Here is a 26,959-nt window from a genome sequence, read left to right as displayed (position 1 = left end):
TATGCTATTCGAAGTATTAACAAAACTTATGCTTCCCTTTACAATAGGAGTTATAAGCAGTTATAGCGTATCCGATAATGGAGGAAATAATGATTGTAGATACATTAAAGGTATTTGTAACGGTGGTTGAACAGAGTAATTTTTCGCGGGCGGCAGAGATCCTCAATCTTTCTCAGCCAGGGGTTAGTCTTCATATAAGAAATCTGGAGAACGAATTTGGAGTCAAGCTCCTCCACCGTTCTTCCAAGCAGGTGAAAACGACTGAGGCAGGTCATATTTTATACGCACGTGCCAAACAAATTCTATCTCAGTATGAAGCAGCTTCAGAGGAAATTTCGCTTTTACGGAACGAGGTTACAGGATCTTTAAAAATAGGAGCAAGCTTCACGATTGGTGAGTATATTCTCCCCCGTCTACTCTCGCAATTTGTTAATCAATATCCACAAGTTGATGTCCATGTGAATATAGCTAATACAGAAGAAATCGCTCACGGGATTCATACTCATGAGCTTGATATCGGTTTGGTCGAGGGTGAAACGGAGTATCCTGAAATTCAATTGAATCCACCCTTTATGGAGGATGAGATGGTTTTGATTACTCCTTCTGGTCATCCCTTAACCTCCCTTAGAAACATTAACTCCAGTATGTTACATGATCTAGTCTGGGTATTTAGAGAAAGCGGATCTGGTACCCGGGCATTCAGCGATCAATTTATCGAGAATTTAGGACTTCGCGTCAAGCGTTCCTTCGTATTCAACAGTAGTCAAGGCGTCAAAGAAGCCGTTATTGCTGGGCTTGGGGTTGCTATGTTATCCAGATTAGTCATACATAAAGAACTCGAATCGGGAAATCTACAGAGCATTCAAATAAATGAGCAACGTTTATCCCGCAATTTCTACGTTCTACAGGACCCTAAATCCTCACTTGATACTATGGCTGTTAAGATGTTCATACAGAAGCTGAGACAGTTTGAGAATGAATAAGAACTCTAATCCCCTATTTACTTACGCTAAAAAAGCACCGGATACTTGTATTTAGTATCCGGTGCTCAGCTTGTCGAGAAACCCAGTCATTTTCATGACATCGGGTTTCTCTTTTTATTTTGGCAGATATAAAATCGGGAAACTAGGAGTTTAAACCCGGTACTCTAGGCGATCCAGGTGGATCGCCATCTTCTTCATATTCTGTACGGCTGCCGTCATCAGTGCTTGTTCTCTGACGTTTGGTAGCCCTCGCAAACGGCAATAGCGAAACCCATGGAGCTCTTTAGCATCCGCGAAGCTTCGCTCTATCGTTTCTTTTCGTTTACGGTATAACTGTTTGCCGGACTTGCTGAGCCGGTTATTCCGTACCCAGTCCTTGCTGTCTTCCCAAACATGTCGGGTTACCACCTTCCGGTGGTTTCGGGATTGCGTACATTGGTCCAGCAAGGGACAGTTCTTGCAATGCTCTGGATCGGACGCGTACTGCCGATAACCCTTGCGATCTGTGGTTCGGTAACCCAATTCATGGCTTGCAGGGCAGACGTAAATATTTCGCTCTGCATCAAACGTGAATTTCCATTTCGGAAACAAACCTTGCTTCGGATGAAATCTTCGGTGAGCAATTACCGCGAAAATATTTCTGCTTTGTAAACCTCGACAAATTGGCGTAGTTAAATAACCTGAATCTAATGCAACAGCTTCGACCTCAAATTTAAAACGTTCTCGCTGACGGTCCAAACGCGACAAATAGGGAACAGAATCATGGACATTTCCCGGTGTGACATGCACGTCCGTAATAAAATTGTACTTTGTATCCACCGTGCGGTGGTCCAGATAAAAGAAGCCCTCTGGTTTGCCATCCCGAATCATATATCCGCTGTCCGGATCCGTCTTGCTTACTTTAATTTCTTTGTCCTCAGTCACTTCCTCTCTAGGTTTTAGGGCTTTTTTCCGTGCTCTTTCCGGTCTTCTGCAACGGCGGCGTTTAGCTCGTCCACGTAATCTTTGGTATTTTGCAGCACTTGCTGTTTTGTGTACTGGTGTTTATTCGCATTTGCTTTCACGTGGGTAGAGTCACTCACCAGAACACGTCCGCCAACCATCCGGTGGGAAATGCCCTGCAAGACAATCTCATCGAAAATATCCTGAAAAATGTTCGTACCTTTAAACCGAGTTCGCCGATTCCAGCTAATAGTTGTATGGTCGGGCACTTTATCTGTTAATCCGAGGCCTAGAAACCATCGGTAAGCTAAATTGGTCTGAATTTCACGTTCTAATTGGCGTTCGGAACGAATGCCATAAAAGTATCCGAGAAATATCATCTTAAACAAAACAACAGGGTCAATCGCGGGTCGTCCATTATCCGCACAGTACAAGGGCCGAACTTTTTCATTAATAAAGGAAAAGTCGATATGTTTATCTACTTTGCGCAGCAAATGATCTTGCAGGACCAAATCTTCTATGGAAACAAACTCGTAGACTTGTTGTTTTTCTCGGTTGGAACGTAGCATACAGAACACCATCTGTTCTATAATAGTTACCTATATTATACAACATTAACGCGGTGTCGTCTTAAATAATTAATTCATAAAGAAGGCTGTCGAGACTTTCTCGACAGCCTGAGCACCGGATACTTGTATTTAGTATCCGGTGCTTTGTCATATCTTAGTAGCTATTGCAAGCTCCCCCTATCCTTCTAGATGTTTGCTAATTCTTATATTGGGAATAAATAAATGTAATGCACCTAAATAATCAAATTTGGAGGGTACCCATGAAGCTTAGAAAAAGCTCTTTGCTGACTGTGATTGTCTTGCTATTCATAGCGACGACAGGCTGTGAGGCCCAAGAAACATTCGGCAAAGTAACTGCTGCGAAAGATTCACCTGTATCACAACAACCCATAACAACTGACATCATCAATGGAAAGGGTGAAAAGATCGGAACCGCTAAGTTTACACAATTAGCTAAAGGTGTCCAAATCGATGTTTCTGCATCAGGATTAAAGCCGGGACTACATGGCATTCATATTCACGAAACAGGCAAATGTGAGATACCAGATTTCAAATCGGCTGGGTCACATTTTAATCCATCTGAGAAAGAACACGGTTATGACAACCCTAAAGGTGAACATGCGGGAGATTTAGCTAACCTTGTAGCAGATGCCAACGGAAATGCTCAAGCCCAATTCGTCTTAACCACCGTAACATTGCAAAAGGGTCAATCGGACTCACTGATTAGAACGGGTGGAACCGCATTGGTCATCCATGAAGATCCCGATGACATGCATACAGATCCTTCAGGAAATTCTGGTAATCGCATCGGATGCGCTGTCATCCAATAAGACCAAATAAAAAACTGGCAACACGCCGAATTGGGCGTAGTGCCAGTTTTTTTGGTGTATTGGTGTATAAATTGAATTCTCTTATCCTTAGATATTTTCCCAACTTCGCTTAAAGAATATTTCATATACCCTAACAACGATAATTTTGATAATCATATATATCGGAATGATTAGCAACACGCCTAGAATGCCAGCTAAATCGCCACCGACCATGACAAGGACAATTGTGGTGATCGGATGGATAGCGAGCTGCTTACCAAAAATATAGGGTGCAATCAAGTTATCCTGGATTTGCTGTGCGACTAGAATAACAATCAGTGACCAAATCGCTACCGAAGGAGACTCTATCAATCCAATAATAACAATCGGTATGGATGATAAAATCGCCCCAATAAAAGGAATAAAGTTCATTATAAATGCTATTACGGTAAGTAATAACGCATAAGGTAACCCAATAATAAGGAACCCGAAATACATAAGTACTCCCAGTGCTAAATTAATAAGTACGCGTCCCACAATAAAGTTACTCAATGAACGATCGATTTCAGCAATTACTTTAGCCATTTCCTCATGGAATCTTTTTGGTGTAATTCTGACGACTGCACGACCAAAATCCCCACTTTCTTTTAGCATATAGAAAAGGATGATCGGGAAGATAAACATAATAACGGTAATATCCGATATGACAGAAAACAACCCTGTTACGTAATTGGTTAAAAATGAAAATCCTTGAGTCAAAAAGTTAGTAACTTGAGTTGAAGGACTCACATCTTTCGGGAAAAAGTTAGAAAGAAATTCACTTCGTTCGAGCTCCTGCAACTGATTATTCAAAGAGGCGAATAAACTTGGTGCATTGTTCACCAGGTTGAGTAATTGACTGCGTAAGGAAGGCCAAACTCCAAGAATGAAACCTACTAATACAATTCCAAACACTAAATAAATCAACAAGATGGCGAGTGATCGGTTTATTTTTTTACGTTCCATCATGTTTACAAGTGGACGAAGTAAGTAATAGAAAAACGCCGACAACATAAGTGGAATAGTTATGATCGTAATTAGTGATAGGATAGGTTTAAATAAGAAATCTACAAGCGAACCCAAATATATGATTGCCATCACTAAAACTATGGCGACACATATTCTAATAAAATTATTTAGCTTAAACACATAATCTCCCCTTATATTAGCATTCTATTATTAATCCCCAGTTTAGAGGGGTTTAATTCCAATTCGATGTAATTCTGCTTAATCTCGATTAACTACCAAACCGAATAATGAAGCAAACACAGCCGCTTGCATCGGTGATATGATACAGCCTTGCAAATCTTCCAGTGAAGCGCCGAGGCTCTCAAAATCACAGCTACTTAAGTCGATTCCCCCAAGCTTTGTTTGTGAGAACTGGGTCTGATCAAGATTTGTCTCTTCGAAGATTATACTTGATATATTCATACTAAAAAAATCAGCTTTCGCGAATGAGCTATTCATAAGCTTGACCAGCTTAGCATTTGCAAACCTTAACACAGCATAATCAGCATAACAAGTATCGAATACCACATTACGTAATGTAGAACCTGACAAATCCACGCCTAGTAACTTACATTTATGAAAAATAACCCGATGAAAGATCGATTCGTTCAAATTGATATTCGAAAGATCACAATTTTCAAATACCACATCCGTAAACTCCGCTTTATTTAGGTTTATGCCCCGAAACGTCGTATTCGTAAATCGCAATCTATCAAAACAAACCTTATACCCGGTTTGATTCGTAATCTCACAATCTTGAAAGATACCATCCGTTAAGATTTGCTCATCCTCTAATTCATAATCGGATAATGTGATCGGTTCTAGGTAAGCTGGAATCTTCGGCGCTTCTATTTTTTCTTTTTTACTAGACATGTTGTTTGATGGCCTCCTATGTATTAATAATCATGACAATAGTGAAGCATACTATATATTCCCTTTAAATATTTTGCAACATTAAGGACGTTACCACCGTCTTTACTGTCTGAACACACTACACAACAAGGAGAATGAACAAACATGAAGCACAAAAATATTTTAATGATCATGGTAGTCGTACTTGGGATCATGCTAACCGCCTGCTCTAGCTCGAACAACAAAGAAGAAGCATTCGAACCAACTCAAACAACGAAAGAAATGATGGATAGCGTATTAGCGCAATTCGAGCAACCTTCCTTAATGGAGTTACCTGCCGAAATGGTCAACGAACTCTATCATTTAAATCCGACATTGCTCGATCAATATACAATCATGACACCGATGATGAATATAAAAACGAATGAAATTGCCATCCTTAAAGTTAAAGATGCGAAAGACATTCCTACAGTGGAAGAAGCAGTCAAACAACGTGCAACAGATATTCAAAAGCAATTCGAGACTTACCTACCAGACCAATATGAGAACGCTAAGAACTATAAGCTTGTAACTAAAGGTAACTACGTTATCTTTATTATCTCAGAGAACGCTGACGATATCGAGAAAGCATTCGAAACCTTCTTCGTTAAGCAATAATCACCATGGTATTCAGCAGCCTACTTTTCTTATTCTTGTTCTTGCCTGCTGTACTAGCGATATATTATTGCTCACCATGGCGAATGAAAAATCTTATTCTATTTGCCGCCAGCCTCGTATTCTATGCATGGGGTGAGCCTGTATATATCGTCATCATGCTACTCTCCACCGTCACTGATTACTGCTTTGGTCTGCTTCTAGAGAGACCGAAGCTCAGTGACAGCAAGCGAAAAGGGATTGTCGTGCTTTCTATTATCGTGAATTTAAGCTTATTGTCCTACTTCAAGTATGCGGATTTCCTTATCCAGAATATCAATACACTATTGGGAACTGATATCCCGTTAACCGAACTTCCCTTACCCATCGGCATATCCTTTTATACCTTTCAGTCCATGTCCTACATCATCGATGTATATAGAAGAACCGCCAAAGCACAACGTAACTGGCTTGATTTCGGTACATTCGTGGCGCTATTCCCGCAATTAGTAGCAGGACCTATCGTACAATATTCCACTGTTGCGGAGCAATTACGACACCGCACTGTGGACAGAGCGAAGTTCGCTGAGGGAGTACGTCGCTTCACGATTGGTTTAGCGAAGAAGGTATTACTAGCCAACAATATTGGACTGCTATGGAACACGATTTCAAATTCAAGTCCCGATACATTAACCGTACTGACTGCTTGGCTCGGTATTATCGCCTTTGCGTTCCAGATTTATTTTGATTTCAGTGGTTATTCCGACATGGCCATTGGACTCGGGCTGATGTTTGGATTTCGGTTTAATGAGAATTTCAATAAGCCTTACATGGCACAAAGCATCACCGATTTCTGGCGTCGCTGGCATATTTCTTTAAGCACATGGTTTCGCGACTATGTCTATATACCGTTAGGTGGTAATCGCCGTGGATTCAGAATACAACTACGAAATATTCTGATCGTATGGATGCTAACGGGCATATGGCATGGAGCAAGTTGGAACTTTCTCTTTTGGGGCCTGTACTTCGGTATTATTCTTATATTCGAGAAATGGCTTGGACTGAAACTGCTTGAACGCATGCCAAGATGGTTACGACATAGCTACGCCTTACTGCTTATTTTAATCGGCTGGGTGCTCTTTGCATTCGATGAACTTCCCGCAATGGGAGGTTATTTTAGCGCGATGTTAGGGCTGAATGGGCAATCATTATGGGATACCGAATCCTGGTATCTTCTATATACGAACGGTATATTGCTTGTCGTATTAGTGTTTGCCTCTATTTCAAATCGGACGAGATCACGAGTTAATACACCCTATCTGCAGCTTGTATGGCATGCAGTATTATTTCTATTATCCATAGCCTACTTGGTTGATGCAACTTTCAACCCTTTTCTATACTTTCGATTCTAACATTCAGAAGGAGAATGAGCTTGATGAAGAAACGCGTAGATCAATTTTATATCGCTGGATTTGTCGCTGTTCTATTCATCATGTCCTTCCTATTCTTCTTTCTTCCTAAGTCTTATTTCTCTGACACTGAAAATCGACCATTACAAAAGGTTCCACAGTTCACGTGGGATAACCTTTGGTCCAAGAAATTTTCAGAGGAAACGGAAAGCTTTGTTACCGATCATTTTCCTTTTCGGGACAAATGGGTTGCGGTGAAATCAACCATGGAGCAGTTACGCCTACAACAAGAGAACAATGGGATATATAAAGGTCATGATGGCTATCTCTTCGAGAAGTTTGGAAAGCCAGATTATGAAGTCGTGTCAAAATATACGGAGGCTGTAAAAACATTTGCTATCAACCATCCTGATTCCAAAATGACATTCATGCTCGCTCCAACTTCGATTGGCGTATATCCAGAACGGCTTCCATGGCTTGCTTCGGCTTATCCGCAAGCAGAGGTGAATGGATTCATTGGTGAGCAGTTGAAAGACAGCTTATCCTTCATGGATGGATTTGATTTTCTAGTTCCTGCCGCGCATGATCCAACCCAAATTTATTTCCGTACAGATCACCACTGGACGACTTACGGTGCTTACTTAGCTTATCAAGCCTATGCTGAGAAAATGGGTTGGAAGGCAAAGCAGGAATCAGAGTTTACGATTGAATCCGTCACCGATTCCTTTCTAGGTAGCTATCATACACGGGGCCAGTTCTCTAGACTGGAGGGGGATACCATCCAGGTTTACCTTCCAAAACAGCCTACCCCTTCGGAGATGTATATTGCCGATACCGATGAGACAATATCAGGTCTGTATGACTCAAGTTACCTGGAGAAAAAAGATAAATACTCGTATTTCCTCGGCGGAGTACACGCACTCATGACTATAACAAGTCAGTTAGAACCAGCAGATATAGAACAGCAAAAGCTATTGGTCATCAAGGATTCCTATGCACATAGTGTGCTTCCTTTTCTAGCCCTTCATGTTCCGGAAATTCACGTCATCGATCTCCGTTATTATAACGGAAACATAAGCGAATACATGACAGCAAACGAGATTAGTGATGTATTGATGTTATTCAACACAACAACATTTGTGGACAATAACGGAGTGTTAAAATTGAAACAAAAAAGCCACGTCCAATGACGTGGCTTTTTGATCTATAGTGATCTGCTTGTTTTACTATAACCTTGACTTTTACTCTTATTTCCCTTTGTAAACCACTCGGACTTGGGTTTGCGCGCAGGGTTTGCCTTCGACTTGGCCGGTTTGGCAACTGGAACCGACGACTTCGAAGATCGCTGTTCGACCTTTACAGCTTGAGTTGCTCGAGCTGATCTAGACATCGGATAGGGATGACCCTTCACTTCTGGAATTGATTTTCCGATTAACTTCTCAATATCCTTAAGGAAAGGAAGCTCATCCACTTCGCAGAAGGAGATCGCAGTCCCGCTCAGTCCTGCTCTACCGGTACGCCCAATTCGATGAACATAGGTTTCTGGAATATTAGGGAGGTTAAAGTTGATGACATGAGATAGCTCATCAATATCAATTCCTCTTGCTGCGATATCCGTCGCAACTAACACTCGTGTGGTTCCACTCTTAAAGCTACTTAATGCTTTCTGACGATCAATTTGCGACTTATTACCATGAATGGCCTGAGCTGAGATGTTCTCTTTGATTAAATCACGTACAACTCGGTCAGCACCACGTTTGGTACGGGTAAATACCAATGCGGAAACAATCGATTTATCTTGTAACAAAAGGTTTAATTGTTTCTGTTTGTTGCCCGTTGCAAGTAAGTAAACAGATTGCGTAATCCGATCGACCGTAGAAGATACCGGAGTAATCTCAACTTTTACTGGGTTAACTAAAATCGATTTGACCATTTTAGATATTTCAGGAGGCATCGTTGCGGAGAAGAAAAGAGTTTGCTTCTTGCTAGGCATTTTCGAAACGATCTTCTTCACATCATTAATAAAGCCCATATCTAGCATCCGATCAGCTTCATCAAGCACTAATATTTGGACATATTGCAAATCAATACGCTTCTGACTCAAAAGATCGATCAGACGGCCCGGTGTTGCAATAATAATGTCCGCACCATGGTTTAGTGCCCGCTCCTGTACCTTCTGTGAAACCCCGCCAACAATCGCCGAACAACGTATGTCGGTATATTGACTATATGCTTTTATGTTATCAGAAATTTGCAAGGCAAGTTCTCTTGTTGGTGTTAATATCAATGAACGTATACGGCGCACAGCATTGGTTTTGCTTTGCTGTTCACTGAGCAGTTGGATGATCGGTACAGCAAATGCCGCCGTCTTTCCTGTTCCCGTTTGTGCGCAACCTAGCAAATCTCTGCCTTCTAACACAGCAGGAATCGCTTGTTCCTGTATAGGTGTTGGTTCAGTATAGTTCTCTTTACTTAAAGCTTTTAGAATTTCCGGTATAATATTCAATTCATTAAATGTCATGTTGTCTCCTTAATTATAAATACACTTTTAACATTTCTTGTAGCGTCTCCACAAGGCACTACTTTACGTCATAACATATAAGGATAACATATATAGATGCAAAAAAGCCACGTCCCACTAAAATGTACCACTTAGAATAGACCATTTAAGGTACCTACTCTATGAGGTGCATTTTAATTTGGACGCAGCCTATTATAGATGATTAATTATTAAAACGTTCTTTAATTAATCCTCCAATTCAACGCTTTCGATTTGTCCATCGTTATTTAGGGTCCATTCAATTTCGACACCTTTGTTTAATCCAAGATTGTCTTCATCCTCAATGACGACTTGACTTGGAATGGTCAAGGTTTGCTGCCCTCCGTTTTTCACCTGAACGGTTACTTGATTGCCTGTAGCTTCTGTAATAATTCCTTCATATTCAAGATTCCGAAGAACGATCTTATCACTCGCATCTGTAATTGTTATTCGTTTTCCGCCGTCTGTAAGTAATTCGACCTTTTTGCGATAGTTATTTTTTATTGCTTCATCTTTGATTACTTTTTTTACTGTCACTCCGCTCGGAAGTCCCTCTGCATCTGAGGTAGTGGATTCTGGTTGGTTTGCTTGGGGATTCGCTTGTTCTACATTGTTAGTCGTATTCGATTCTGTTTGTGAAGGTGTTTCTGCTGGTGGAGTAGTTCCTTGTGTTTCAGTTGGAGTCTTAGTACAACCGCTTAGTAAAATCAATAAACAGGTTAGAAGAAGTGTCGCATGAAACCGTCGCTGAATGGTGCGTTTTTTGAATATCATTATGTTACTACCTCCATTAATTTTACTTGTAAACCTGAGTTGTACTTGGAAATAGTTTTCACTTCTTATTATGCTATTATGCACAATCTACTCTTCAACGTTCTTATCATCCATTTTTCGTTTGCGCGTGATTTATTTATTAACTTGATGTGATAAGCATTAATTGCCACGAGACACCGAATTTATCATTCACCCAGGCATACTTCTCACTTACAGGGGTAGAACATATTGGCATTAATACCGTTCCCTCTTCAGATAACTTCTGATAAAGTGCATCAATCTCTTCAGCTGTCTCACAGGTTATAAATAATGAAATGCTCGGTGTAAAGTTGAAGTTATGTTCTTCTTTACTATCAATACACATATAAGTTTGTCCATTTAAAGTAAAGATAGCATGTAATACGGTCCCATCTTCATGATACAACACCTTATTTATTTCTGAATTATCAAACAAAGTGGTATAAAAATTCATAGCCTCCATAGCTCGTCCAGAAAACATAAAAAAAGTAGCAATTTTTTGATGGTCCACTAAAGAACACTCCTTTTATAGGCTATAAGTCCCATGCAGATTATCCGATTTTATTTTATTTCCGTCAAGCATCAGTTTCATAAATATATAAGCCCTTGAAAAATTTCAAGGGCTTCAGCATGACCGATTCATAATCTTAGAAAGAATATCCATTATAAATAGTGTTAATTAAAATGGATTATCATATTCGCAATTATTCTTCTTTAGCTACAATACGACGTTTAACTACTTGAGACTGATACATTCTCCATCCCGTTAACAGGGCAGCAGCTAGACATATACATGCTGAGGTTACGAAGACTGTATGCATCCCCGTTAAGAAGACATCTGGCCGATCAGGAACCAATCCAGTTACCCGATATCCAACCTCTCTGCTCATCACATTGAACAAAATCGTTGTTGCTACTGTAATCCCCACAACCATCCCTATATTCCGAACTAGTGAGTTCACACTACCTGCCGAACCAAGCTGGGTTCGCGGAACTTGTGACATAACAAGTGAATTGTTAGGTGATTGGAATAGTCCACTACCAATACCCAGCATAGCAATCCAAGTACCTACGACGATTAAAGAGCTTCCAGCATGAAGATTAGCCAAACCAAATTGGGCAATGACCATAACAATAAGCCCCGCAAAGGTCAGTAGTTCAGACCCGATTTTGTCAGATAAAGCACCACTAAGAGGTGATACGATGACCATACAGATAGGTAAGAGCATCAGCAGAAGACCTGCATAGTGTGGAGACAAATCCAACATATTCTGAGCATAAAATGGAGCGATAATATTAAAACAGAAATTCGCCGTAAACACGAGAAATCCGCATAGAATACTGAGCGAAAACGATACATTCTTGAACAATGACAACTGGAGTAGCGGCTCTGACCGAATTAACTCAACACGTAGAAATAGAACCAAAATAACGGCAGCAGTGATAAGAGAACTAATGATCCAGATATTATTGTAGCCATATTGCTGACCAAGAAGCAGCCCCGCAAATAATGTAACGATAAATAATGCAAATAACGAGCTACCTGGTACATCAATTTTCGCCTTTACCCGTACAAGGTCCTTCGGAAGCACTTTCCATCCCATAATAATAGCGAATAGGCCGATCGGAATATTTACCAAAAAGATATATTCCCAACCCATTGAGGAAATAATGATACCACCCAAACTAGGCCCAGCAATACTTCCCAAAGAGACAAACGTACCAATCAAACCCAGTGCTTTTCCTCGTTCATTTGCTGGGAAGATGTCTGTAATAATTCCTTGGCTGTTCGCCATGGTCATAGAAGCACCTAAGGCCTGAACAATCCGTGAAACAATCAAAAATGGCAGTGAACTGCTCAGTCCACATAACAATGAACCTATGATAAAAATAACAGTGCCGATTTTAAAAATTCGGATCTTCCCTACAATATCGCCGAGTTTGCCAAAAAATAAAATGGCCGCACAGATAGCCATCAAATAACCCGTTGTCACCCATTCAATCTGAGCTATTGGTAGACCCATTTGTTTGGACAAAACAGGTAGCGCAATATTGACAATACTTCCATCCAAAGTGGACATAAAAGTAAATAAGTTAAGAACAATAAGGATAAGCCAACGTTTCTTCTGAATTTCGGCATCCTCCTGGTAATTCCCAAGAATTGAATTCATAAGCAACCTCCAAATCACGAATGTACATTGGTTGCGTGCGCAACTATGTTGTACTATCAGTTTACTCCATATTAGTTGCGCATGCAACAACTTTGAGATAGTATGAGTATGACGTCTTATACGGATGAGGTGCAACTTTGAAGAAAGAACCAATTGGTAAACTTATCTCTTATATTCATCGACAGAATCAAAAAAATCTCGCAAAATATTTATCTCCCTATGGACTTGGTAGCGGAGGACAACATACCTTTCTTAAGTCTGTGCTACAGAAGCCAGGGATTACGCAGGATCAACTAACACAGCTACTGAAATTCGATAAAGCAACGACAGCAAGATCAATCAAACTATTGGAACAGTCCGGGTACATCGAGCGTAAACCGGATCCGAGTGACCGCCGTTCTCACCTTCTATATCCGACGACAAAAGCAATTGAATTTGCCCCTGAACTTCAATTGATGTTAGATAATTACAATAAGAAGCTTGTTCATCATTTAAATCCTGGAGAAGAAGACTTACTTATCTCCCTCTTGCAGAAGATTAACTTTGAGCTGCAGGATGAATAGTGGTGAGAACACAATAAAACTCCAAGCCACTTGTGGACTTGGAGTTTGTTTTATTACATGAAATGGACAAGGATGCTATAAAGGCAGGTCTCTTTTTCTAAACAGAACAATGGCTAAACCAAATGAAACCAATCCGATGGCGGAAAGAATGAATGAGATTACAACCATATTCACATTTCCGCTTATAATTTCGCTGGGTTTATATAAGGAGAAGATGGAGATGTTCCTCATCCATTGAATCTTGTCGCTAAGTTTACCCAATAGATCCAAGCTGAAGAATCCAAAAGTAATCATCCCGGAAATACCACGTGCCTTCTTCTCATCATTGGAAAGTGAGGACACTAGGAAGGTGATACCCCCGATTGCGAAGAAGAGTAGGGACGCTGATACATTCATCTCAATGAACTTGGTTGTATCAAATTCATAACCTTTTCCCAGAAACCACGCATTTCCGACAAATCCGGCAATCGTCGTGACGGCCATGATCAGAAATAACCCCGTCGCCAGCACACTTGCTTGCGTGAAAGCGACTTTCCCCCGTGTCGTCGGGGTGGTTAATAAATAGGACATGGAACCTTGGTCTACCAATTTAGCCATAAGCTGAGTTGATAGCTGCACGCATACGATAGCAAGGATAAGAACTAGAATTAATCCGTAATATTCTCCTGAGATAAATGCCTCTGCACTCCCAAAGCCATTGAGACCAAAAGCTTTCCCTACACCTTCCGGCATGGACTCCACCAACTGATCGATAGCGCTCGAATTGCTGGCGATACTAGGATACAACCAGAACATGAGAATGATATAAAAGGCAGATCCGAATGCATAGTTCATAAAGCTCTTCATGTTCACTTTCATCATCTGCTTATATAAGGTAGCATTCATTTCATCGTCCCTTTCCGATCATAGTAATTCATAAATATGTCCTCTAGGTTCTGACTAAATATATCGATATTACGCACCTTGTACTTTACCGTCTCTTCTAGGAATTTATCGTAATTACCCTGAATGGCCACCCTCACTCGATCCCCTTGGTGTGATTCAATAAGCAAGCCAGAGTTTAGAAATGATGTCACATCAGCATGGTCTTCGAAGATAACTTCAAACACCTTCCGCTGCATGGATTGTAGTTCGTGAATATCTTTGACAGCAATGATGACACCATCCTTGATAATCGCAGCACGATCGCAAGTCCGCTCGATTTCGGCGAAACTGTGCGACGACATCAGGAATGTTTTCCCCAAGGCCTTCTCCTCCAGCACAATCTCAATAAATACCTTCTGCATAAGAGGATCCAGGCCTGATGTCGGTTCATCCAAAATTATAACTTGCGGATCATGCATGAGTGCTGCAACGATTCCAACCTTCTGCTTCATCCCTTTGGACATTTTACGAATGGGCGTATGAACATCAAACTGCAAACGGTCGATCAGATTAGCACGCTTAGACAAGTCTTTCATTCCTTGCATTTTAGCTATGAAATCCAGGAACGTCTTACCCGTCATTCCTTCGATAAAAGATATTTCCCCCGGCAGATATCCTGTGTAAGCTTGAACTTTCCCCTGTTCCTTCCAGGTATCTAGCCCATTCACCTTCACAGATCCTTTGTCCGGTTTCATGAAGCCCATGATATGCCGAATCGTCGTAGACTTCCCTGCCCCATTCGGGCCTAAAAAGCCAAAGACCTCACCTTTCTCCACCGAAAACGATACATCAAAAATTCCTTTCCCGTTTGAAAAGGTCTTCGTCAAATGCTCAACGGTTAACATTACGGCACCTCCAATAATGAAGAAATGAAATATTATCATTAAGATATTTCATATGTTACAATATACCTGAAAAGTTACTTCGTCAATAATTTTATGAAATATATTTGTGTTTTCATTTCATAAGTATGTAACAATCTATGAAGTTAGGGTGAACGATGATGAATGGTTTTGAGAAAAGGGCCAACTTGATCAAAGAAAAGATCATGAAAACTACTTTAGATATGCTACAAACGTCGGAGCCTAAGCGAATTCGCATCGCTGATATTTCCAAGACAGCTAAAGTATCGCAGGTCACGATATATAATTATTTCGGGAGTAAAGAGGCTCTGCTCCGGGAAGTATTCATTAACTTCGCTGACAAAGCTATCCTTGATTTCGAAGAATACATGAACGAAGGCCATTCTTTAAAGGAAAAAATCGAGCACATTATCTTTTTGGAGAAAGAATCCTATAGAGGTTTCCCCCCCGGTCTTATCAAAGAGCTCTTGATCGAAGATCATGAACTAGCCAGTTATATCGAAAAGCAATACAAAGAGAAAACAATCCCATTGACGGTTCGCCTCATTGAGGAAGGTAAACACAGCGGCGAAATTTCGAATGACATTTCCATTGAGAGCGTTCTGGGCTTTATTCAACTCTATATGAACCAATATGAAAACTTATTGGAAATGGCCCAGCAAAGCGGGAATATGGATAAATTTTTAGATGAAATGGTCCATATGTTTTTTCACGGCATTTGTGGGAAGTCATAAATAAAACAACAGCTCCTCGACTAGGTCGGACAGGCTATTGTTGAATGAAATAGTACGAGATATAATAACGGCATAGAGGTCGTGAGGAACACGCCGCTTTAATACAATTCACACGCTGAATGGAAATTCGGGATGAATTGTATTAGAGCGGCTTTTGTTTTCTTAATGGAATCTTTAAGAGAAGTTAGGTTGCTTTTGATGCAGAAGGAGGAGGAGTACAATGTCACGGTTTGAGCAGCAATATGAAGAATGGTTAGCGTCAAATATAGCTACAGAAAGGAATCCCAGACGAAGGGAGTTACTTGATAAGGGGCTAGGCCATGGGACTGTCGAGTTCCTTCGATCCGTATGGTTTCCCGCTATTGGTAATTTGAATCACCTATTTCCTGAATGGGAGGTGCGTGACTTTAGTAACGGCTATCGGTACTTAGATCTTGCCTATATGCCTGGAGGAGCAAAGGGCGGTATAGAGATTCAGGGTTATGGGCCTCATGCAAGGGATCTTGATGTAAAGCGATTCAAGGATTTATGCAGACGACATTGCTTGTTAGCTTTGGATGGGTGGACATTCCTTCCGATTGCTTATCTTTCTATCACTGATGAGCCCGAACAATGTCGGCAGCTAGCCCTCTCATTTGTTGGGAAGTTCATCGCGTCAGACGTACCTTCCACATTATCATGTCTTGAAGCCGAAACCGTCCGTCTTGCACGACGCCTTTTGCGCCCATTTACTCCTACTGAGCTTGCCGAACATCTCAAAGTGAGCGATCGACATACTAGGCGTATTTTGCACACACTCATTGAACTACAACTACTAGACATTGCCAGCGGCCAGCAGCGTGTTCGAACCTACAAGCTTCGGTTGTAAATGTGCATGACGGTAGCATGGGCGTAGTAAAACATACTATGTTGCGAGAACGGTGTGTTTGGCGGTAAACCTTACTCTGATGCGAAAACTTGTGTGTTTGGTGGTAAAACTAGAACTAGAATAAAAAGTGGACACCTCGATAAGAGAATTCGATAATGAATTTATCAGGAGGTGCTCACATGGGTGAACAACGGAAACGGTATAACGAAGAATTTAGGAAAGAAACGGTCAAGTACCTTCAGGAGCAGACGAAGTCGATGGAGGATATGGCTCTTGAATTAGATATCCCAGCGAAGACCTTACATGCCTGGAAGGCTAAGTATCGTGAATTTAAAAATGAACCTATTGCAAACATGGAGCGAGTTCGGGAGCTTGAACAGTTACTGAAAGAAAAGGAACAAGTGTTACAGGAACGAGAACGTCGGATTGCGGATGTAGAAGAAGAGCTAGCGATTGTAAAAAAAGCAGTGCACATCTTCAGCAAACCAAAGAACTGAGATTTCAGTTCATCGAGAATAGTCGCTCCGAGTTTCGATTGGAGAAGATGTGCGATGTACTTAGCGTTTCCCGGAGCGGTTATTACAAATTGAGAAACCATGAGACTAGCCAACAAGAGCTGCGGAAAAACCAAGTGTTAGAGCGGATCCGTTACCACTTCAGTGACTCAGAAGAGCGCTATGGTGCACCAAAGATCACATTTTTACTGAACAAAGAAGGGTGTAACGTGACGGAACGAACGGTAGGCCTATATATGAAAGAACTCGGTTTACGTTCTTGTGTTTCAAGAAAGTACAAAGTACAAACTACCGATTCTAATCATGATATGGCCATTGCACCCAACATCCTGAACCAACAGTTTCAAAGTACGGAGCCTAGCAAGGTGTGGGTCACAGATATTACCTACATTCCGTGCAGAGAGGGCCGATTATACCTTGCAAGCGTTCTGGACTTGTGCACACGTGAGATTGTGGGGTGGCGACTGGCTGATCGTATGACAACTGAATTAGTCCTTGAGGCGTTAAAGGACGCCTACGCAGCCAAGAAGCCTAAGGAAGGTCTCATTCACCATTCTGATCGTGGAGCACAGTACGCATCCACAGAATACCGTGAACTGCTTAAGAGCTACAACATGATCTCTAGCATGAGTCGCAAGGGAAATTGCTACGACAATGCTTGTATTGAATCATTTCATAGCATCCTAAAGAAGGAACTCGTTTATTGCAGAAGGTTTAGAACCAAACAACAAGCCAAAGACGAGTTGTTTCGATATATCGAGTTTTTTTACAATCGCAAGCGAATTCATGGTGCGCTCGGATACTTGTCACCGATTCGCTTTGCTGCACAGTTTCAGAAGAAATCTGCTTAATTCCCTTAAGGTAGTGTCCACTTTTTTGACAGAGGTCCAAACATACTCTAATGCGTGAACTTGTGTGTGCCGGTATCACATACTCTAATGCGAGAACTTGTGTGTTTGGCGGTAAACCTTACTCTGATGCGAGAACTTGTGTGTGGCGGTAAACCATACTCTATTGCGAGAACTTGTATGTGGCGGTAAACCATACTCTAATGCGAGAACTTGTGTTTGGCGGTAAACCATACTCTGATGCGTGGACTTGTATGTGTTGGCGGTAAACCATACTCTAATGCGAGAACTTGTGTGTGGCGGTAAACCATACTCTAATGCGAGGACTTGTGTGTGGCGGTAAACCATACTCTAATGCGAGGACTTGTGTGTAGCGGTAAACCATACTCTAATGCGAGGACTTGTGTGTGTTGGCGGTAAACCATACTCTGATGCGTGGACTTGTGTGTGGCGGTATCACATACTCTGATGCGTGAACTGGTGAGCGGACATTGCTATATAGCCCCCTAATCCAATTGGACACTCCAATCCACCTCATATACACTAAAATGAGTAAGGAGTAAATCGATGAAAAGACGATTCAGGTGCCCTGTTGAAACGAAGAAGGAGCTAGTGGTTGAAGTGCTTGCCGGTTACCGAGTAGAGATGGTAGCCCGGAAGCACGGAATGTCTCCTAAAACGTTAAGCAACTGGGTCCGCCAATATCAGGATGAGGTGGACGACCTTATGAAAAAGAAGCAAATCGATGCCGAGAAACTGAAACAGAATGCAGCCAGTTACGAAGATTTGCAGAAGAAATATGACAGTGCCATGAAGCTGTTGGGAGAAAAAGAACTCGAAAACAACATCCTTCGTGACTTGGTAAAAAAAAAGTATCCCGATTGGAAGTAGCAACACACTGGATTGAACAGGGATATCCTATTCAAAGAGTACTACGTCTGTGTGGAATCCCTCGTTCAACCTACTACTATCGTCTGCAACATCCTGAACACCAACAACCTGTCAGTAGCGGCCGGCCTATTCCGGGTTACTCATTTGACAAGGATGGAAAACAGGTGGTAGATGCTCGTATTAGAGGGTACCTCAGACGCCTTATCCAAGGGCCAAATTCAGCGTTCGGCTACCGAAAGCTAACTACGTTGTTGCGGCGAAAATATAAATTAATCATTAACAAAAAGAAAGTATACCGTTTATGCAAAGAAATGGGCATCCTTCATCCGCAGCGTGAACTGACAAATCCTGTACCCAAAAGGCTTGCAAATAACCGAGTTGTGGATGGACCTAACCAGTTATGGCAGATGGACATTAAGTACGGTTACGTAGCCGGTAAACGTCAGCATTTCTACCTGGCAAGCATTATTGACGTGTTTGATCGGAACATTGTCGCCCATCATCGCGGAAAGGTTTGCAGCACGCAGGACATCTTACGTACGGTACAGAAGGCGCTTCTAAAGCGGCGAATACACGAACAAGAACACAAGTTGGTCATACGGACCGATAATGGGCCACAGTTTATTAGTAAAGCTTTCTATACTTTTTGCGAACAAACTGGCATAGAGCACGAACGGATCCCCAACCAAACACCAAACAAAAACGCGTTTATTGAGTCGTATCACAGCATCATAGAGCGAGAATGTTACCAACGCAATTGTTTTGAAAATTACGAAGAAGCCTTTGCAGAAGTAGATCGATTCATTCGGTACTACAATACGGAACGGATCCATGGCAGTCTCAAGGATTGGCCACCCAAGGAATACTTACGTTTGATGACCATGGGGTTGATTCCCCCACAAAAAATTGCGCTATGATGAGATTTCTTAAGAATGATGTGGAAAGTGTCCAAATTTAGGGGGTTGAACCGATTGAGTACGTTATTCCCTGGAAATACCCCTGTTTTGTGATCTATGCGGACACTGGTTCCGCTATTTGCCCAATTATCCCTGATTATGATGTCTATGAGGCGAATAACGGATCTCATGTCCGCATAACTCAAAAATAGGCCTAAAAAAGGTGAATAGGGGATCCTATGTCCGCTCACCTTGAAACTTACCTTTGCGGAGTCCACTTAACGGCATATTTCAGTCTCAAACCTCTAAGTTCTTGGTTACTTGGCTTCTTTGTTAGTTGGGCTCTTGGGCTCTTGGTCCTTGGTTCATCAGTTCATCGGTTTCTTGGTTACCCTTTTTCTCGACCTCTAGTTCCTCCGTTTCTTGGTCTTTCAAATTTTTGGTTCACGTCCTATCGCTTTCTCAGTACGGTTCCTCATCTGTTCATCTGTTCATCTTCTAATCTGTCATCCGTTCATCTTCTCATCTCTTTGTACTCCCCTGTGCCGAGCCCCCACAAGAAACCTTCAAGAATTACAAATAAAGAAACACGCCACATTTGGCGTGTTTCTCTATTTGTGTACAGCAAAACCCTACTATTCGTACCAATATCCTTTAATGCCTTTTTCCATCCGCACCAAAGCTTCAAGGTAATAATAATCGCCCCAGATCATGTAATCATCTGGCGCCCGATCTCCTCTGACATGGTAGGAACCATGCTTCAACAAGCCTTCTGCCTCTGGGAGGTCAGTGGTCGCGTAATTTTTCACTAAAGATTCCATACTGTTCTGAAGGGCAGCTTCGAATACATTACGATCTGGATCGTTCTCACCTATCAATTCTAATAATTCTAGAAGGCCACAAGCGGTTATTGCAGAAGCCGAGCTATCCCGTGGTGTCGCACTATCAACGGGTACATCGAAATCCCAATAGGCAACGTGATCTTCCGGTAAATGCTCTATAAAGTAGTGGGCCAGTCTTCTAGATGTATCTAAGAAACTAGCATTCTTAGTATAACGATAAGCCAGTGCAAATCCATAGATTCCCCAAGCTTGTCCACGTGTCCATGTCGACCCATCTTGGTATCCTTGATGCGTACCTCCACGTAAAGCATGTCCGTTTTCTGGATCAAAATAAAATGTATGATAGGACGAAGCATCTCCACGTACCAAGAACTTTTGACTTTTCAACGCATGCTCATATGCGATCTCGTAGTAACGCTTTTCCCCAGTTTGCTCATAAGCCCAGAACAACAATGGCAAATTCAATAAACAGTCAATGATGATGCGTCCACCGTTTTCGGGATCCCCCTCTTTCCCCCATGCCTGTATGATCCCTGCTTTAGGACGCCAACGTGCAACTAGCGTATCAGCTGCCGACAGGGCGACAGCACGAGCTTCTTCACTCCCTGTTATCTTCCACTGCGCAACAGCAGACAATGAGTATAAGAACCCAATATCATGATGATCCAATGCTACATGTCGATCCAAGCGATCTTTAAAGTTTGTAAGATAAGACTCAGCGGCTTCTTTGTAGAATGGGTCCTGACCATATTCATTAGCAAGCCACATCATCCCAATGTGGAAGCCTTCGATCCAATCGCCATTGTCTCCCCACTCATAGCACTGCCCTTCCGTAATATGCGGTAGTTTACCAGGGTGCTTGATAATATTATTTTTCAACTTAAGGATTGCATCTTCAATTGCTGCTTGCCACATACGTTTCCAACTCCTTTGTAATATCTGCAGAATAATATATGATGCTAGACTTCGAATCACGTACCGTGATTCTACCTTCTGGATCACGTTCTACTATGGGTGGGCTCGTCCACTGAACCACATTCTGTTCACAATAAGTCGCACCGAACACGGCAGAACTCAGCCAATGTTCTCCTGCTAACAAGCGATTACTTAAAGTTGGAATCACTGTACGCGGTTTAAGTAAATTCGTATTAGGATCAGGATAGATCATTTGCGCTTCACCGAAACCTTCGAGGTTTACGATTCCACTGATGCCCCAAGGCAAATGCGCCGATACACCGTTCTCTACGGAGACGATCATGTCTTCGTCGCTAATCCCAAAATCCTTCGGCGGTTGAATTGCAAACCCGCCTTCTGCTACATCCAAATTGCGTCCATTTCGAATCTGATGGATTCGAACATGCCACATGCCAGCAGGTATAATCCAAGTCCGCACCTCTACATCTTGCCAAGGTAACCAACGAGAGTAAACTACTTGCTCTTCAATGCGAAATTCTTCACAGTAACGCCGCACTCGATAATGTTCATCACACTCACTGAGGGCAAGAGTAGAATCGTAAGCGCCTTGTACGAGACCGTAATATCCTTTCGGAACACTGAACCCAAATAATGTCGAGTAAGCGAATTTAGAATATTTGGCTGCGGTATGCGCCATTTCAAAGTTAGCCATTTGACCTGATCCATATGCGATAACATGCTTATTCCCTTCGGGGCGACAAATCGTCATCCGTGCATGCGGTTGAGCATGAACAGAATTCAACTCCGGCAATGCTTCCTCCTCCACTTGCCAGAATGGATGCTCATCTGGTAAGGCAAGAATAAGGAACGCCTTAAAAGACCAGTATGGAGAACCTGGTGCATTATAGCTCTCTCCCATAATTAGGTTCGGATAAGCATATCCCACACTAAGTATGCCATCTGACGTAAAAATAGGTTGTTCAAACCACCAACGCAAATGACGCATGATAATTCCCTTCATAACCCCAAGTGGGAATGGTTGAACATCTGCATATACAAGTGCACTCCAGAACGATACTTGTGCAAAACGATAAGTCATACTACGACCAAAGGGGATACTGCTTCCATCCTCGGCGAACCAGTACATAAATTCCTGTGCAAATAGCACGGCACGTTCCTTATAACGTGTCGCACGTTCAGGGTCGTCTTCTCCCATTAATTGTGCATAAATGAGCGAGTAGAAATGCATAGCGAAAGGAATATAGTAATCTCTTTGATCTGTATTACCATCCGAATACCATCCATCACTTAAATAATAGGTATCAATCGTATCGAGATACTTATCCATAATTTCTTGATTATAAGGTAACCCGACTTTTTTGAAGCCGATATTCACGAGTACAGTAAACATCAGCCAATTGTTTGGATTCGAACGATCTACTAGATTAATCTGGTTAAGCCACCGGTATAAGCGATCTTTCTGCTGATCATCTAGTGGATCCCAAATTTGATGCGGAGTTAGCGCTAACCCTAATCCAAGCACGGACTGTTCTACCATCCGTTGGTCTTTCGTGCCGAAATCTCCCCAATATTCTGCATGGTCAGGATCGGTACCATGAATGATCCCTTGTATGTACATCGGCCACAGATCAGATTCACCGCCACCACTTGCATGGGGAATCAATCCCCAGAGCGGACGAGCAAACGCTTCCATAAGTGCGATTGCTTCATTGTAAACCGCGCCCGTTGCTCCAAGTTTCAGGCCAGCAAATCCTGGTGTAAATCGACCTTTCAACGGTTTCAAAGTCTCTGTAACGGCTTGCTGCAAGTCGGCTTTTGTCATGAACTGTTTCCATGATAACTCATTCTGTAATGGCTCCATCTGCTCATCCCTATCCTGCCCCATGGCATTTTAATTCCAAGCCGAATATTCGCTCGGTCTCATCCCAATTTCTCGTTTGAATAACTTAATGAAATAACTTTTATTGGCATAACCCAAATAATCAGATATGTCTTCAACCGTTTTGTTGGATTGCTGGAGTAATTCCTTAGCTTTTTGCAACTTCATCATATTCACATATTCAATAAAATTATAATTGGTCTCTCGTTTGAACAAGCGACTAAAATAGCTTGAGTTCAAATTCAGATAGCTTGCCATCTCTTCTAACGTGATTTTCTCTGTCACATGTTGAATTACATATTGTTGTGCTTTGATGATTTCCGCCCGCTTAGAGTGAACAGCGACCAAACTCATTTTCCGGAAAATTTGTTTGAAGTATTGACTGATCCATTGCTGTAGATGATCTATTCTTTCGATCGAATTGACCACATCGTATAATTTCTCTTCCGATATATCGGGTTGATACTGCAATGTTAACTTGGTTTTCATCTGTAGTTCCATCAGCAATTGTAATATCCATTCTTTCACATCACTCGGACGAAACCGTTCTGTTCTTACCCATTCATCCCAACTAGATAATGTAGCTTGTAGCTCCTCGGGTTGATTTAAAGCTAACATATCATTTATAGCAGAATAGTAACGTGAATATTCGGTATACATATCCACTTCAGCAAATGTTGCCTTTTCAAAACGGTGGACCGTTGATTCTTTTAAATAGAAGCGGTGCCCTGGTTCTTTAAGCATCGGCAGCAGAATCTTCCGTAGATCCTCTGGATTACGTGTCTCACGTCCTACGAAACAGGAAACTGATATTTTTAAATACTGTTGTATAGCGGAAATACTTTGTTTAGCTGAATATTTAAGTAATTGCTGCTCCTTATCGGGTTCATCACAGCAGAATAGCACAACCAATTCTTTATTGCTATGCTGAAAAATCTCACAACGGTGATTCGAAGTTAATATTTCTTGAAGTATGTTCTCAACCGCAAAAACAATCGTATAATCGTTCATTTTCCGAGATAGAGTTACATCTGACAGCCGATCTACGGATACGACCATCGGGATATAATACAATGCATCTACAGTAATCCCATGAATCCGGGCTTGTTCAATCCACAACTCCTTCTTACAAGACGTTTGATAAAGTGTGTCCTTCAAGAACTTTTCCTTGAGCGCTGATTTATTTAGTGATTCCTTCCGTTTATAGAGCAGCATTTCGGCTGATGCCTTCTTCTCCAAATTTAAGTCAACTGAAATCTTATGTAATACTTGCTGCAGATGTACTACGTCCATACTTTCTTTTAGAATATAGTCATTCACCTGTAATTTTAGCGCTTGCTGTGCAAAGTGGAATTCATTATGACATGACAATACGACAGCCCTGAGATTTGGATTGACCGAGCGAAGCTTTTCTAGCATCTCCAGGCCATTCATCTTCGGCATCCCAATATCCGTAATCACAATATCCGGTGGAGATACCTGCGTTGCTTCCCAAGCTTCAAGTCCGTTGGAATAACAACCTATAAGCTCAATATCTAAAGCGTCCCAAGTAACCGTCTGCGAAAGATATCGTAAAACTGGATAATCATCATCAACGAGAATTGCTGTCAACATGATATTCGCCTACTCCCTAATCTCTAATGGAAACTCTATTGTGATTTCCGTACCTACGTTATGTTCACTTTGAATATCCACATGTAACTGGTCACCGTAAATTAAGCGTAATCGTTGAACGACATTTTTTACACCAATACCTGAGAAACCCTTTTTCTCTAAATCCCGCGATTCCTCATGATCGTCTAGCTTGGCTTGAAGACCATTAAGTTTGTCCTCTGTCATACCAATACCGTTATCGCGAACGAAAATCTGTAAAAACTCGGATCCATTATCTTCTCGAATATTAGCATCTATAAAGATTTCTCCATCAAATTGTTCAAACCCATGAATGATTGCGTTCTCAATTAGAGGTTGAATCATAAACCTTGGAACCCTTGCATTCCCGCATTGTTCAGACGCGAAATTAACCTCAAATCTTACCTGGTTAGCATGGCGGAAATTCATTAATCTTACATAATGAGAGACAGTGTCGACTTCTTCTTGCAGCGGAATAAACTCATTATCTCGATTAAAAGTCATTCGTAATAGAGAAGATAGAGAGCCTATGAGTTCCGCACTTTCCTTATCTCCTTGAATCAAAATATTAAGCCGAATCGAGTTCAGTAGATTGAACATAAAGTGCGGATTAATTTGAGCCTGTAGCATTTCCAATTCAGCTTTCCGTTTTTTCGTTTGTTCCACCGTAATTTGCTCAATCATCGATTGAATTTGGTCTAGCATATAATCTATCGTCCCCGCAAGATGCGCGACTTCATTTTGTCCGCTTATTCCAGAACGAAGATCTAACTGCCCTCGTCCAATCTTCTTCACAAAGCGAATCAAGTTCGCTATAGGTTTTGTAAACCTAGAAATAAGTAGTGTCAACAATACAAAGAAGACAAAAGAAAATAGAACTTGCACTGCGAAACTAACGAATAATATATGCTTGTTCTTGGCAACGGCCGACGAAAGTGAGATAAGACTGACCATCCGCCAATTGTTACTGTCCAGGTCTTGTGCCACATATATATACTTTTCACCATCAATTTCGATTGTCTTGGATGACTCATCTTCCTTCCACCAAGACATCTTTTCTCCAATTTTAGTTGTATCAACATGTGATACGACCACACCATCATCATCTAATAAAAAGGTTTCTCGATCTGAACTCTGCGTTAAATAAGGATGAATTTTCCGTTCATTCACAGTAACTACTACATACCCAATCGGGCTAGCTGCAGTTGTTTTGATAGGTCGTCCGATCGTCACCCAATTGGATGAGTTCAAATCTGATTTATTATAATAAATGTTTTGTTGTCCAAGCCAATACGTAGAAAAGTTTGGTACATTATCTAGCTCGGAGAACCAATTCTGCTCATATAATTGCACGGGATTGTAATCGCTGTAAGAATAACTCGTATATATATAATTATTTTTCCCTAGGATAGTCACATAAAAGTCTTTATTAGGAAGAACAAGATCGTCTAGAAACCGTGATAAACGACTACTACTGATAATGGTATCTGCTCTATTCTCTGCGGACCCCAGTTTGCTCGGATCCACTAATAGCATTTGCCTGATTTCATTGTTCATTAACACAAAGTTCGATAATTCTAGCATTTGATCAAAAACACGGTTTACATCGGATTTAGAAACTTTTAGTGTATCCTCAGCGGTAGAGATCGCTTTATCCAAGATAAGGTCCCGTGTCAAATAGTTTGTAACAAGATAAATAACAATCAACGGTATTAACAAACAAATGACTGCCGACCCTACTAACTTATTGCGTAATGAAAGCTGTCTGATTTTCACTGGATGCTGGCCTCAAGTCTGAATTAAAATTAGGGCAGGATTACCA

The 26,959-nt window shown here is 41.4% G+C and carries 25 protein-coding genes; 12 read left to right on the top strand and 13 right to left on the bottom strand.

What is annotated here, in order from left to right:
• Positions 1 to 89: 89 nt before the first annotated feature.
• The gene (locus NST85_RS09955) at positions 90 to 983 is read left to right on the top strand and encodes a LysR family transcriptional regulator (protein WP_127195201.1); all 894 of its coding nucleotides are present in this window, start codon (positions 90 to 92) and stop codon (positions 981 to 983) included.
• 150 nt (positions 984 to 1,133) lie between these two features.
• Here the strand turns inward: NST85_RS09955 and NST85_RS09950 are convergent.
• Positions 1,134 to 2,494 (bottom strand): IS1182 family transposase gene (locus NST85_RS09950; RefSeq protein WP_341189182.1). Its coding sequence is split into 2 segments (ribosomal slippage): positions 1,134 to 1,924 and positions 1,924 to 2,494, totalling 1,362 coding nucleotides; the frame shifts between segments, so codons are not numbered across the junction.
• Between the two features lie 260 nt (positions 2,495 to 2,754).
• Here NST85_RS09950 and NST85_RS09945 point away from each other — a divergent pair.
• Complete coding sequence (locus tag NST85_RS09945) at positions 2,755 to 3,324, top strand: superoxide dismutase family protein (RefSeq protein ID WP_341189181.1); 570 nt, start codon at positions 2,755 to 2,757, stop codon at positions 3,322 to 3,324.
• A gap of 87 nt (positions 3,325 to 3,411) precedes the next feature.
• On the opposite strand, the gene NST85_RS09940 is transcribed toward NST85_RS09945, so the two are convergent.
• On the bottom strand, positions 3,412 to 4,491 hold the full coding sequence (locus NST85_RS09940; protein WP_341189180.1) for an AI-2E family transporter: 1,080 nt from the start codon (positions 4,489 to 4,491) through the stop codon (positions 3,412 to 3,414).
• A 78-nt stretch (positions 4,492 to 4,569) separates the two neighbouring features.
• Entirely contained in the window at positions 4,570 to 5,223 is a 654-nt protein-coding gene (locus tag NST85_RS09935) for a pentapeptide repeat-containing protein (protein WP_127195198.1), read from the bottom strand.
• Positions 5,224 to 5,367: 144 nt separating this feature from the next.
• Here NST85_RS09935 and NST85_RS09930 point away from each other — a divergent pair, with 144 nt between their 5' ends.
• Genes NST85_RS09930 through NST85_RS09920 form a run of 3 tightly spaced genes read left to right on the top strand, consistent with a single transcriptional unit; the run spans position 5,368 to position 8,434 of the window.
• Positions 5,368 to 5,859 carry a DUF4358 domain-containing protein gene (locus NST85_RS09930; RefSeq protein WP_341189179.1) on the top strand — a complete coding sequence of 164 codons (492 nt, stop codon included), beginning with the start codon at positions 5,368 to 5,370 and terminating at the stop codon, positions 5,857 to 5,859.
• A gap of 5 nt (positions 5,860 to 5,864) precedes the next feature.
• A complete protein-coding gene (locus NST85_RS09925) occupies positions 5,865 to 7,247 on the top strand; it encodes an MBOAT family O-acyltransferase (RefSeq protein WP_127195196.1) in 1,383 nt (460 codons plus the stop codon).
• A 23-nt stretch (positions 7,248 to 7,270) separates the two neighbouring features.
• Entirely contained in the window at positions 7,271 to 8,434 is a 1,164-nt protein-coding gene (locus NST85_RS09920) for a DHHW family protein (protein WP_341189178.1), read from the top strand.
• Between the two features lie 14 nt (positions 8,435 to 8,448).
• Here NST85_RS09920 and NST85_RS09915 read toward each other — a convergent pair whose 3' ends face one another.
• The 4 genes from NST85_RS09915 to NST85_RS09900 all read right to left on the bottom strand — a co-directional run bounded on the left by NST85_RS09915 (position 8,449) and on the right by NST85_RS09900 (position 12,746).
• A complete protein-coding gene (locus tag NST85_RS09915) occupies positions 8,449 to 9,765 on the bottom strand; it encodes a DEAD/DEAH box helicase (RefSeq protein ID WP_127195258.1) in 1,317 nt (438 codons plus the stop codon).
• A 225-nt stretch (positions 9,766 to 9,990) separates the two neighbouring features.
• Positions 9,991 to 10,557 (bottom strand): hypothetical protein, encoded by a 567-nt coding sequence (locus tag NST85_RS09910; protein ID WP_341189177.1) that lies wholly within the window; start codon positions 10,555 to 10,557, stop codon positions 9,991 to 9,993.
• 139 nt (positions 10,558 to 10,696) lie between these two features.
• Positions 10,697 to 11,086 carry a VOC family protein gene (locus NST85_RS09905; RefSeq protein WP_127195260.1) on the bottom strand — a complete coding sequence of 130 codons (390 nt, stop codon included), beginning with the start codon at positions 11,084 to 11,086 and terminating at the stop codon, positions 10,697 to 10,699.
• Positions 11,087 to 11,279: 193 nt separating this feature from the next.
• The gene (locus NST85_RS09900) at positions 11,280 to 12,746 is read right to left on the bottom strand and encodes an MFS transporter (protein WP_341189176.1); all 1,467 of its coding nucleotides are present in this window, start codon (positions 12,744 to 12,746) and stop codon (positions 11,280 to 11,282) included.
• 137 nt (positions 12,747 to 12,883) lie between these two features.
• Here NST85_RS09900 and NST85_RS09895 point away from each other — a divergent pair, with 137 nt between their 5' ends.
• Positions 12,884 to 13,309 (top strand): MarR family winged helix-turn-helix transcriptional regulator, encoded by a 426-nt coding sequence (locus NST85_RS09895; RefSeq protein ID WP_341189175.1) that lies wholly within the window; start codon positions 12,884 to 12,886, stop codon positions 13,307 to 13,309.
• Positions 13,310 to 13,384: 75 nt separating this feature from the next.
• Here the strand turns inward: NST85_RS09895 and NST85_RS09890 are convergent, their stop codons facing one another.
• The gene (locus NST85_RS09890) at positions 13,385 to 14,194 is read right to left on the bottom strand and encodes an ABC transporter permease subunit (protein ID WP_341189174.1); all 810 of its coding nucleotides are present in this window, start codon (positions 14,192 to 14,194) and stop codon (positions 13,385 to 13,387) included.
• Positions 14,191 to 15,078, bottom strand: coding sequence for an ABC transporter ATP-binding protein (locus NST85_RS09885; RefSeq protein ID WP_341189173.1), 888 nt, complete (start codon positions 15,076 to 15,078; stop codon positions 14,191 to 14,193). The genes NST85_RS09890 and NST85_RS09885 overlap by 4 nt, the downstream gene beginning before the upstream one ends.
• Positions 15,079 to 15,233: 155 nt before the next feature.
• Between NST85_RS09885 and NST85_RS09880 the strand changes: the two genes are divergently transcribed.
• The 6 genes from NST85_RS09880 to NST85_RS09855 all read left to right on the top strand — a co-directional run bounded on the left by NST85_RS09880 (position 15,234) and on the right by NST85_RS09855 (position 19,869).
• A complete protein-coding gene (locus NST85_RS09880) occupies positions 15,234 to 15,830 on the top strand; it encodes a TetR/AcrR family transcriptional regulator (RefSeq protein ID WP_246054459.1) in 597 nt (198 codons plus the stop codon).
• 220 nt (positions 15,831 to 16,050) lie between these two features.
• Positions 16,051 to 16,698, top strand: a complete 648-nt coding sequence (locus NST85_RS09875) for a transcriptional regulator (protein ID WP_341189172.1) — start codon at positions 16,051 to 16,053, stop codon at positions 16,696 to 16,698.
• Positions 16,699 to 16,877: 179 nt separating this feature from the next.
• Positions 16,878 to 17,195 carry a transposase gene (locus NST85_RS09870; RefSeq protein WP_341188904.1) on the top strand — a complete coding sequence of 106 codons (318 nt, stop codon included), beginning with the start codon at positions 16,878 to 16,880 and terminating at the stop codon, positions 17,193 to 17,195.
• Complete coding sequence (locus NST85_RS09865; protein ID WP_341191093.1) at positions 17,192 to 18,064, top strand: IS3 family transposase; 873 nt, start codon at positions 17,192 to 17,194, stop codon at positions 18,062 to 18,064. The genes NST85_RS09870 and NST85_RS09865 overlap by 4 nt, the downstream gene beginning before the upstream one ends.
• Positions 18,065 to 18,628: 564 nt before the next feature.
• On the top strand, positions 18,629 to 18,952 hold the full coding sequence (locus NST85_RS09860) for a transposase (RefSeq protein ID WP_127195314.1): 324 nt from the start codon (positions 18,629 to 18,631) through the stop codon (positions 18,950 to 18,952).
• Complete coding sequence (locus NST85_RS09855) at positions 18,943 to 19,869, top strand: IS3 family transposase (protein WP_127195315.1); 927 nt, start codon at positions 18,943 to 18,945, stop codon at positions 19,867 to 19,869. The genes NST85_RS09860 and NST85_RS09855 overlap by 10 nt, the downstream gene beginning before the upstream one ends.
• 614 nt (positions 19,870 to 20,483) lie before the next feature.
• On the opposite strand, the gene NST85_RS09850 is transcribed toward NST85_RS09855, so the two are convergent.
• Genes NST85_RS09850 through NST85_RS09835 form a run of 4 tightly spaced genes read right to left on the bottom strand, consistent with a single transcriptional unit; the run spans position 20,484 to position 26,913 of the window.
• Entirely contained in the window at positions 20,484 to 21,605 is a 1,122-nt protein-coding gene (locus NST85_RS09850) for a glycoside hydrolase family 88 protein (protein WP_341189171.1), read from the bottom strand.
• Entirely contained in the window at positions 21,586 to 23,511 is a 1,926-nt protein-coding gene (locus tag NST85_RS09845) for a DUF2264 domain-containing protein (protein WP_341189170.1), read from the bottom strand. Before NST85_RS09845 ends, NST85_RS09850 begins: the two co-directional genes overlap by 20 nt.
• A gap of 6 nt (positions 23,512 to 23,517) precedes the next feature.
• Positions 23,518 to 25,119, bottom strand: a complete 1,602-nt coding sequence (locus NST85_RS09840; protein WP_341189169.1) for a response regulator transcription factor — start codon at positions 25,117 to 25,119, stop codon at positions 23,518 to 23,520.
• Positions 25,120 to 25,128: 9 nt separating this feature from the next.
• The gene (locus NST85_RS09835) at positions 25,129 to 26,913 is read right to left on the bottom strand and encodes a sensor histidine kinase (protein WP_341189168.1); all 1,785 of its coding nucleotides are present in this window, start codon (positions 26,911 to 26,913) and stop codon (positions 25,129 to 25,131) included.
• Positions 26,914 to 26,959 lie beyond the last annotated feature (46 nt).

The organism is Paenibacillus sp. FSL K6-2524 (assembly GCF_038005525.1).
In the GTDB taxonomy this organism is placed as follows: Bacteria; Bacillota; Bacilli; order Paenibacillales; family Paenibacillaceae; genus Fontibacillus; species Fontibacillus anaericanus.
The sequence above is the reverse complement of the archived record's forward strand: the minus strand, read 5'-3'. Positions and strand labels throughout refer to the sequence as shown.

What these genes read in the sequence shown, in the direction of transcription:
- NST85_RS09955 (WP_127195201.1), top strand. Translation starts at nt 90, where the DNA reads ATGATTGTAGATACATTAAAGGTATTTGTAACGGTGGTTGAACAGAGT.
- NST85_RS09945 (WP_341189181.1), top strand. Translation starts at nt 2,755, where the DNA reads ATGAAGCTTAGAAAAAGCTCTTTGCTGACTGTGATTGTCTTGCTATTC.
- NST85_RS09935 (WP_127195198.1), bottom strand. Translation starts at nt 5,223, where the DNA reads ATGTCTAGTAAAAAAGAAAAAATAGAAGCGCCGAAGATTCCAGCTTAC.
- NST85_RS09930 (WP_341189179.1), top strand. Translation starts at nt 5,368, where the DNA reads ATGAAGCACAAAAATATTTTAATGATCATGGTAGTCGTACTTGGGATC.
- NST85_RS09925 (WP_127195196.1), top strand. Translation starts at nt 5,865, where the DNA reads ATGGTATTCAGCAGCCTACTTTTCTTATTCTTGTTCTTGCCTGCTGTA.
- NST85_RS09920 (WP_341189178.1), top strand. Translation starts at nt 7,271, where the DNA reads ATGAAGAAACGCGTAGATCAATTTTATATCGCTGGATTTGTCGCTGTT.
- NST85_RS09915 (WP_127195258.1), bottom strand. Translation starts at nt 9,765, where the DNA reads ATGACATTTAATGAATTGAATATTATACCGGAAATTCTAAAAGCTTTA.
- NST85_RS09910 (WP_341189177.1), bottom strand. Translation starts at nt 10,557, where the DNA reads ATGATATTCAAAAAACGCACCATTCAGCGACGGTTTCATGCGACACTT.
- NST85_RS09900 (WP_341189176.1), bottom strand. Translation starts at nt 12,746, where the DNA reads ATGAATTCAATTCTTGGGAATTACCAGGAGGATGCCGAAATTCAGAAG.
- NST85_RS09890 (WP_341189174.1), bottom strand. Translation starts at nt 14,194, where the DNA reads ATGAATGCTACCTTATATAAGCAGATGATGAAAGTGAACATGAAGAGC.
- NST85_RS09885 (WP_341189173.1), bottom strand. Translation starts at nt 15,078, where the DNA reads ATGTTAACCGTTGAGCATTTGACGAAGACCTTTTCAAACGGGAAAGGA.
- NST85_RS09880 (WP_246054459.1), top strand. Translation starts at nt 15,234, where the DNA reads ATGATGAATGGTTTTGAGAAAAGGGCCAACTTGATCAAAGAAAAGATC.
- NST85_RS09875 (WP_341189172.1), top strand. Translation starts at nt 16,051, where the DNA reads ATGTCACGGTTTGAGCAGCAATATGAAGAATGGTTAGCGTCAAATATA.
- NST85_RS09870 (WP_341188904.1), top strand. Translation starts at nt 16,878, where the DNA reads ATGGGTGAACAACGGAAACGGTATAACGAAGAATTTAGGAAAGAAACG.
- NST85_RS09860 (WP_127195314.1), top strand. Translation starts at nt 18,629, where the DNA reads ATGAAAAGACGATTCAGGTGCCCTGTTGAAACGAAGAAGGAGCTAGTG.
- NST85_RS09850 (WP_341189171.1), bottom strand. Translation starts at nt 21,605, where the DNA reads ATGTGGCAAGCAGCAATTGAAGATGCAATCCTTAAGTTGAAAAATAAT.
- NST85_RS09845 (WP_341189170.1), bottom strand. Translation starts at nt 23,511, where the DNA reads ATGGGGCAGGATAGGGATGAGCAGATGGAGCCATTACAGAATGAGTTA.
- NST85_RS09840 (WP_341189169.1), bottom strand. Translation starts at nt 25,119, where the DNA reads ATGTTGACAGCAATTCTCGTTGATGATGATTATCCAGTTTTACGATAT.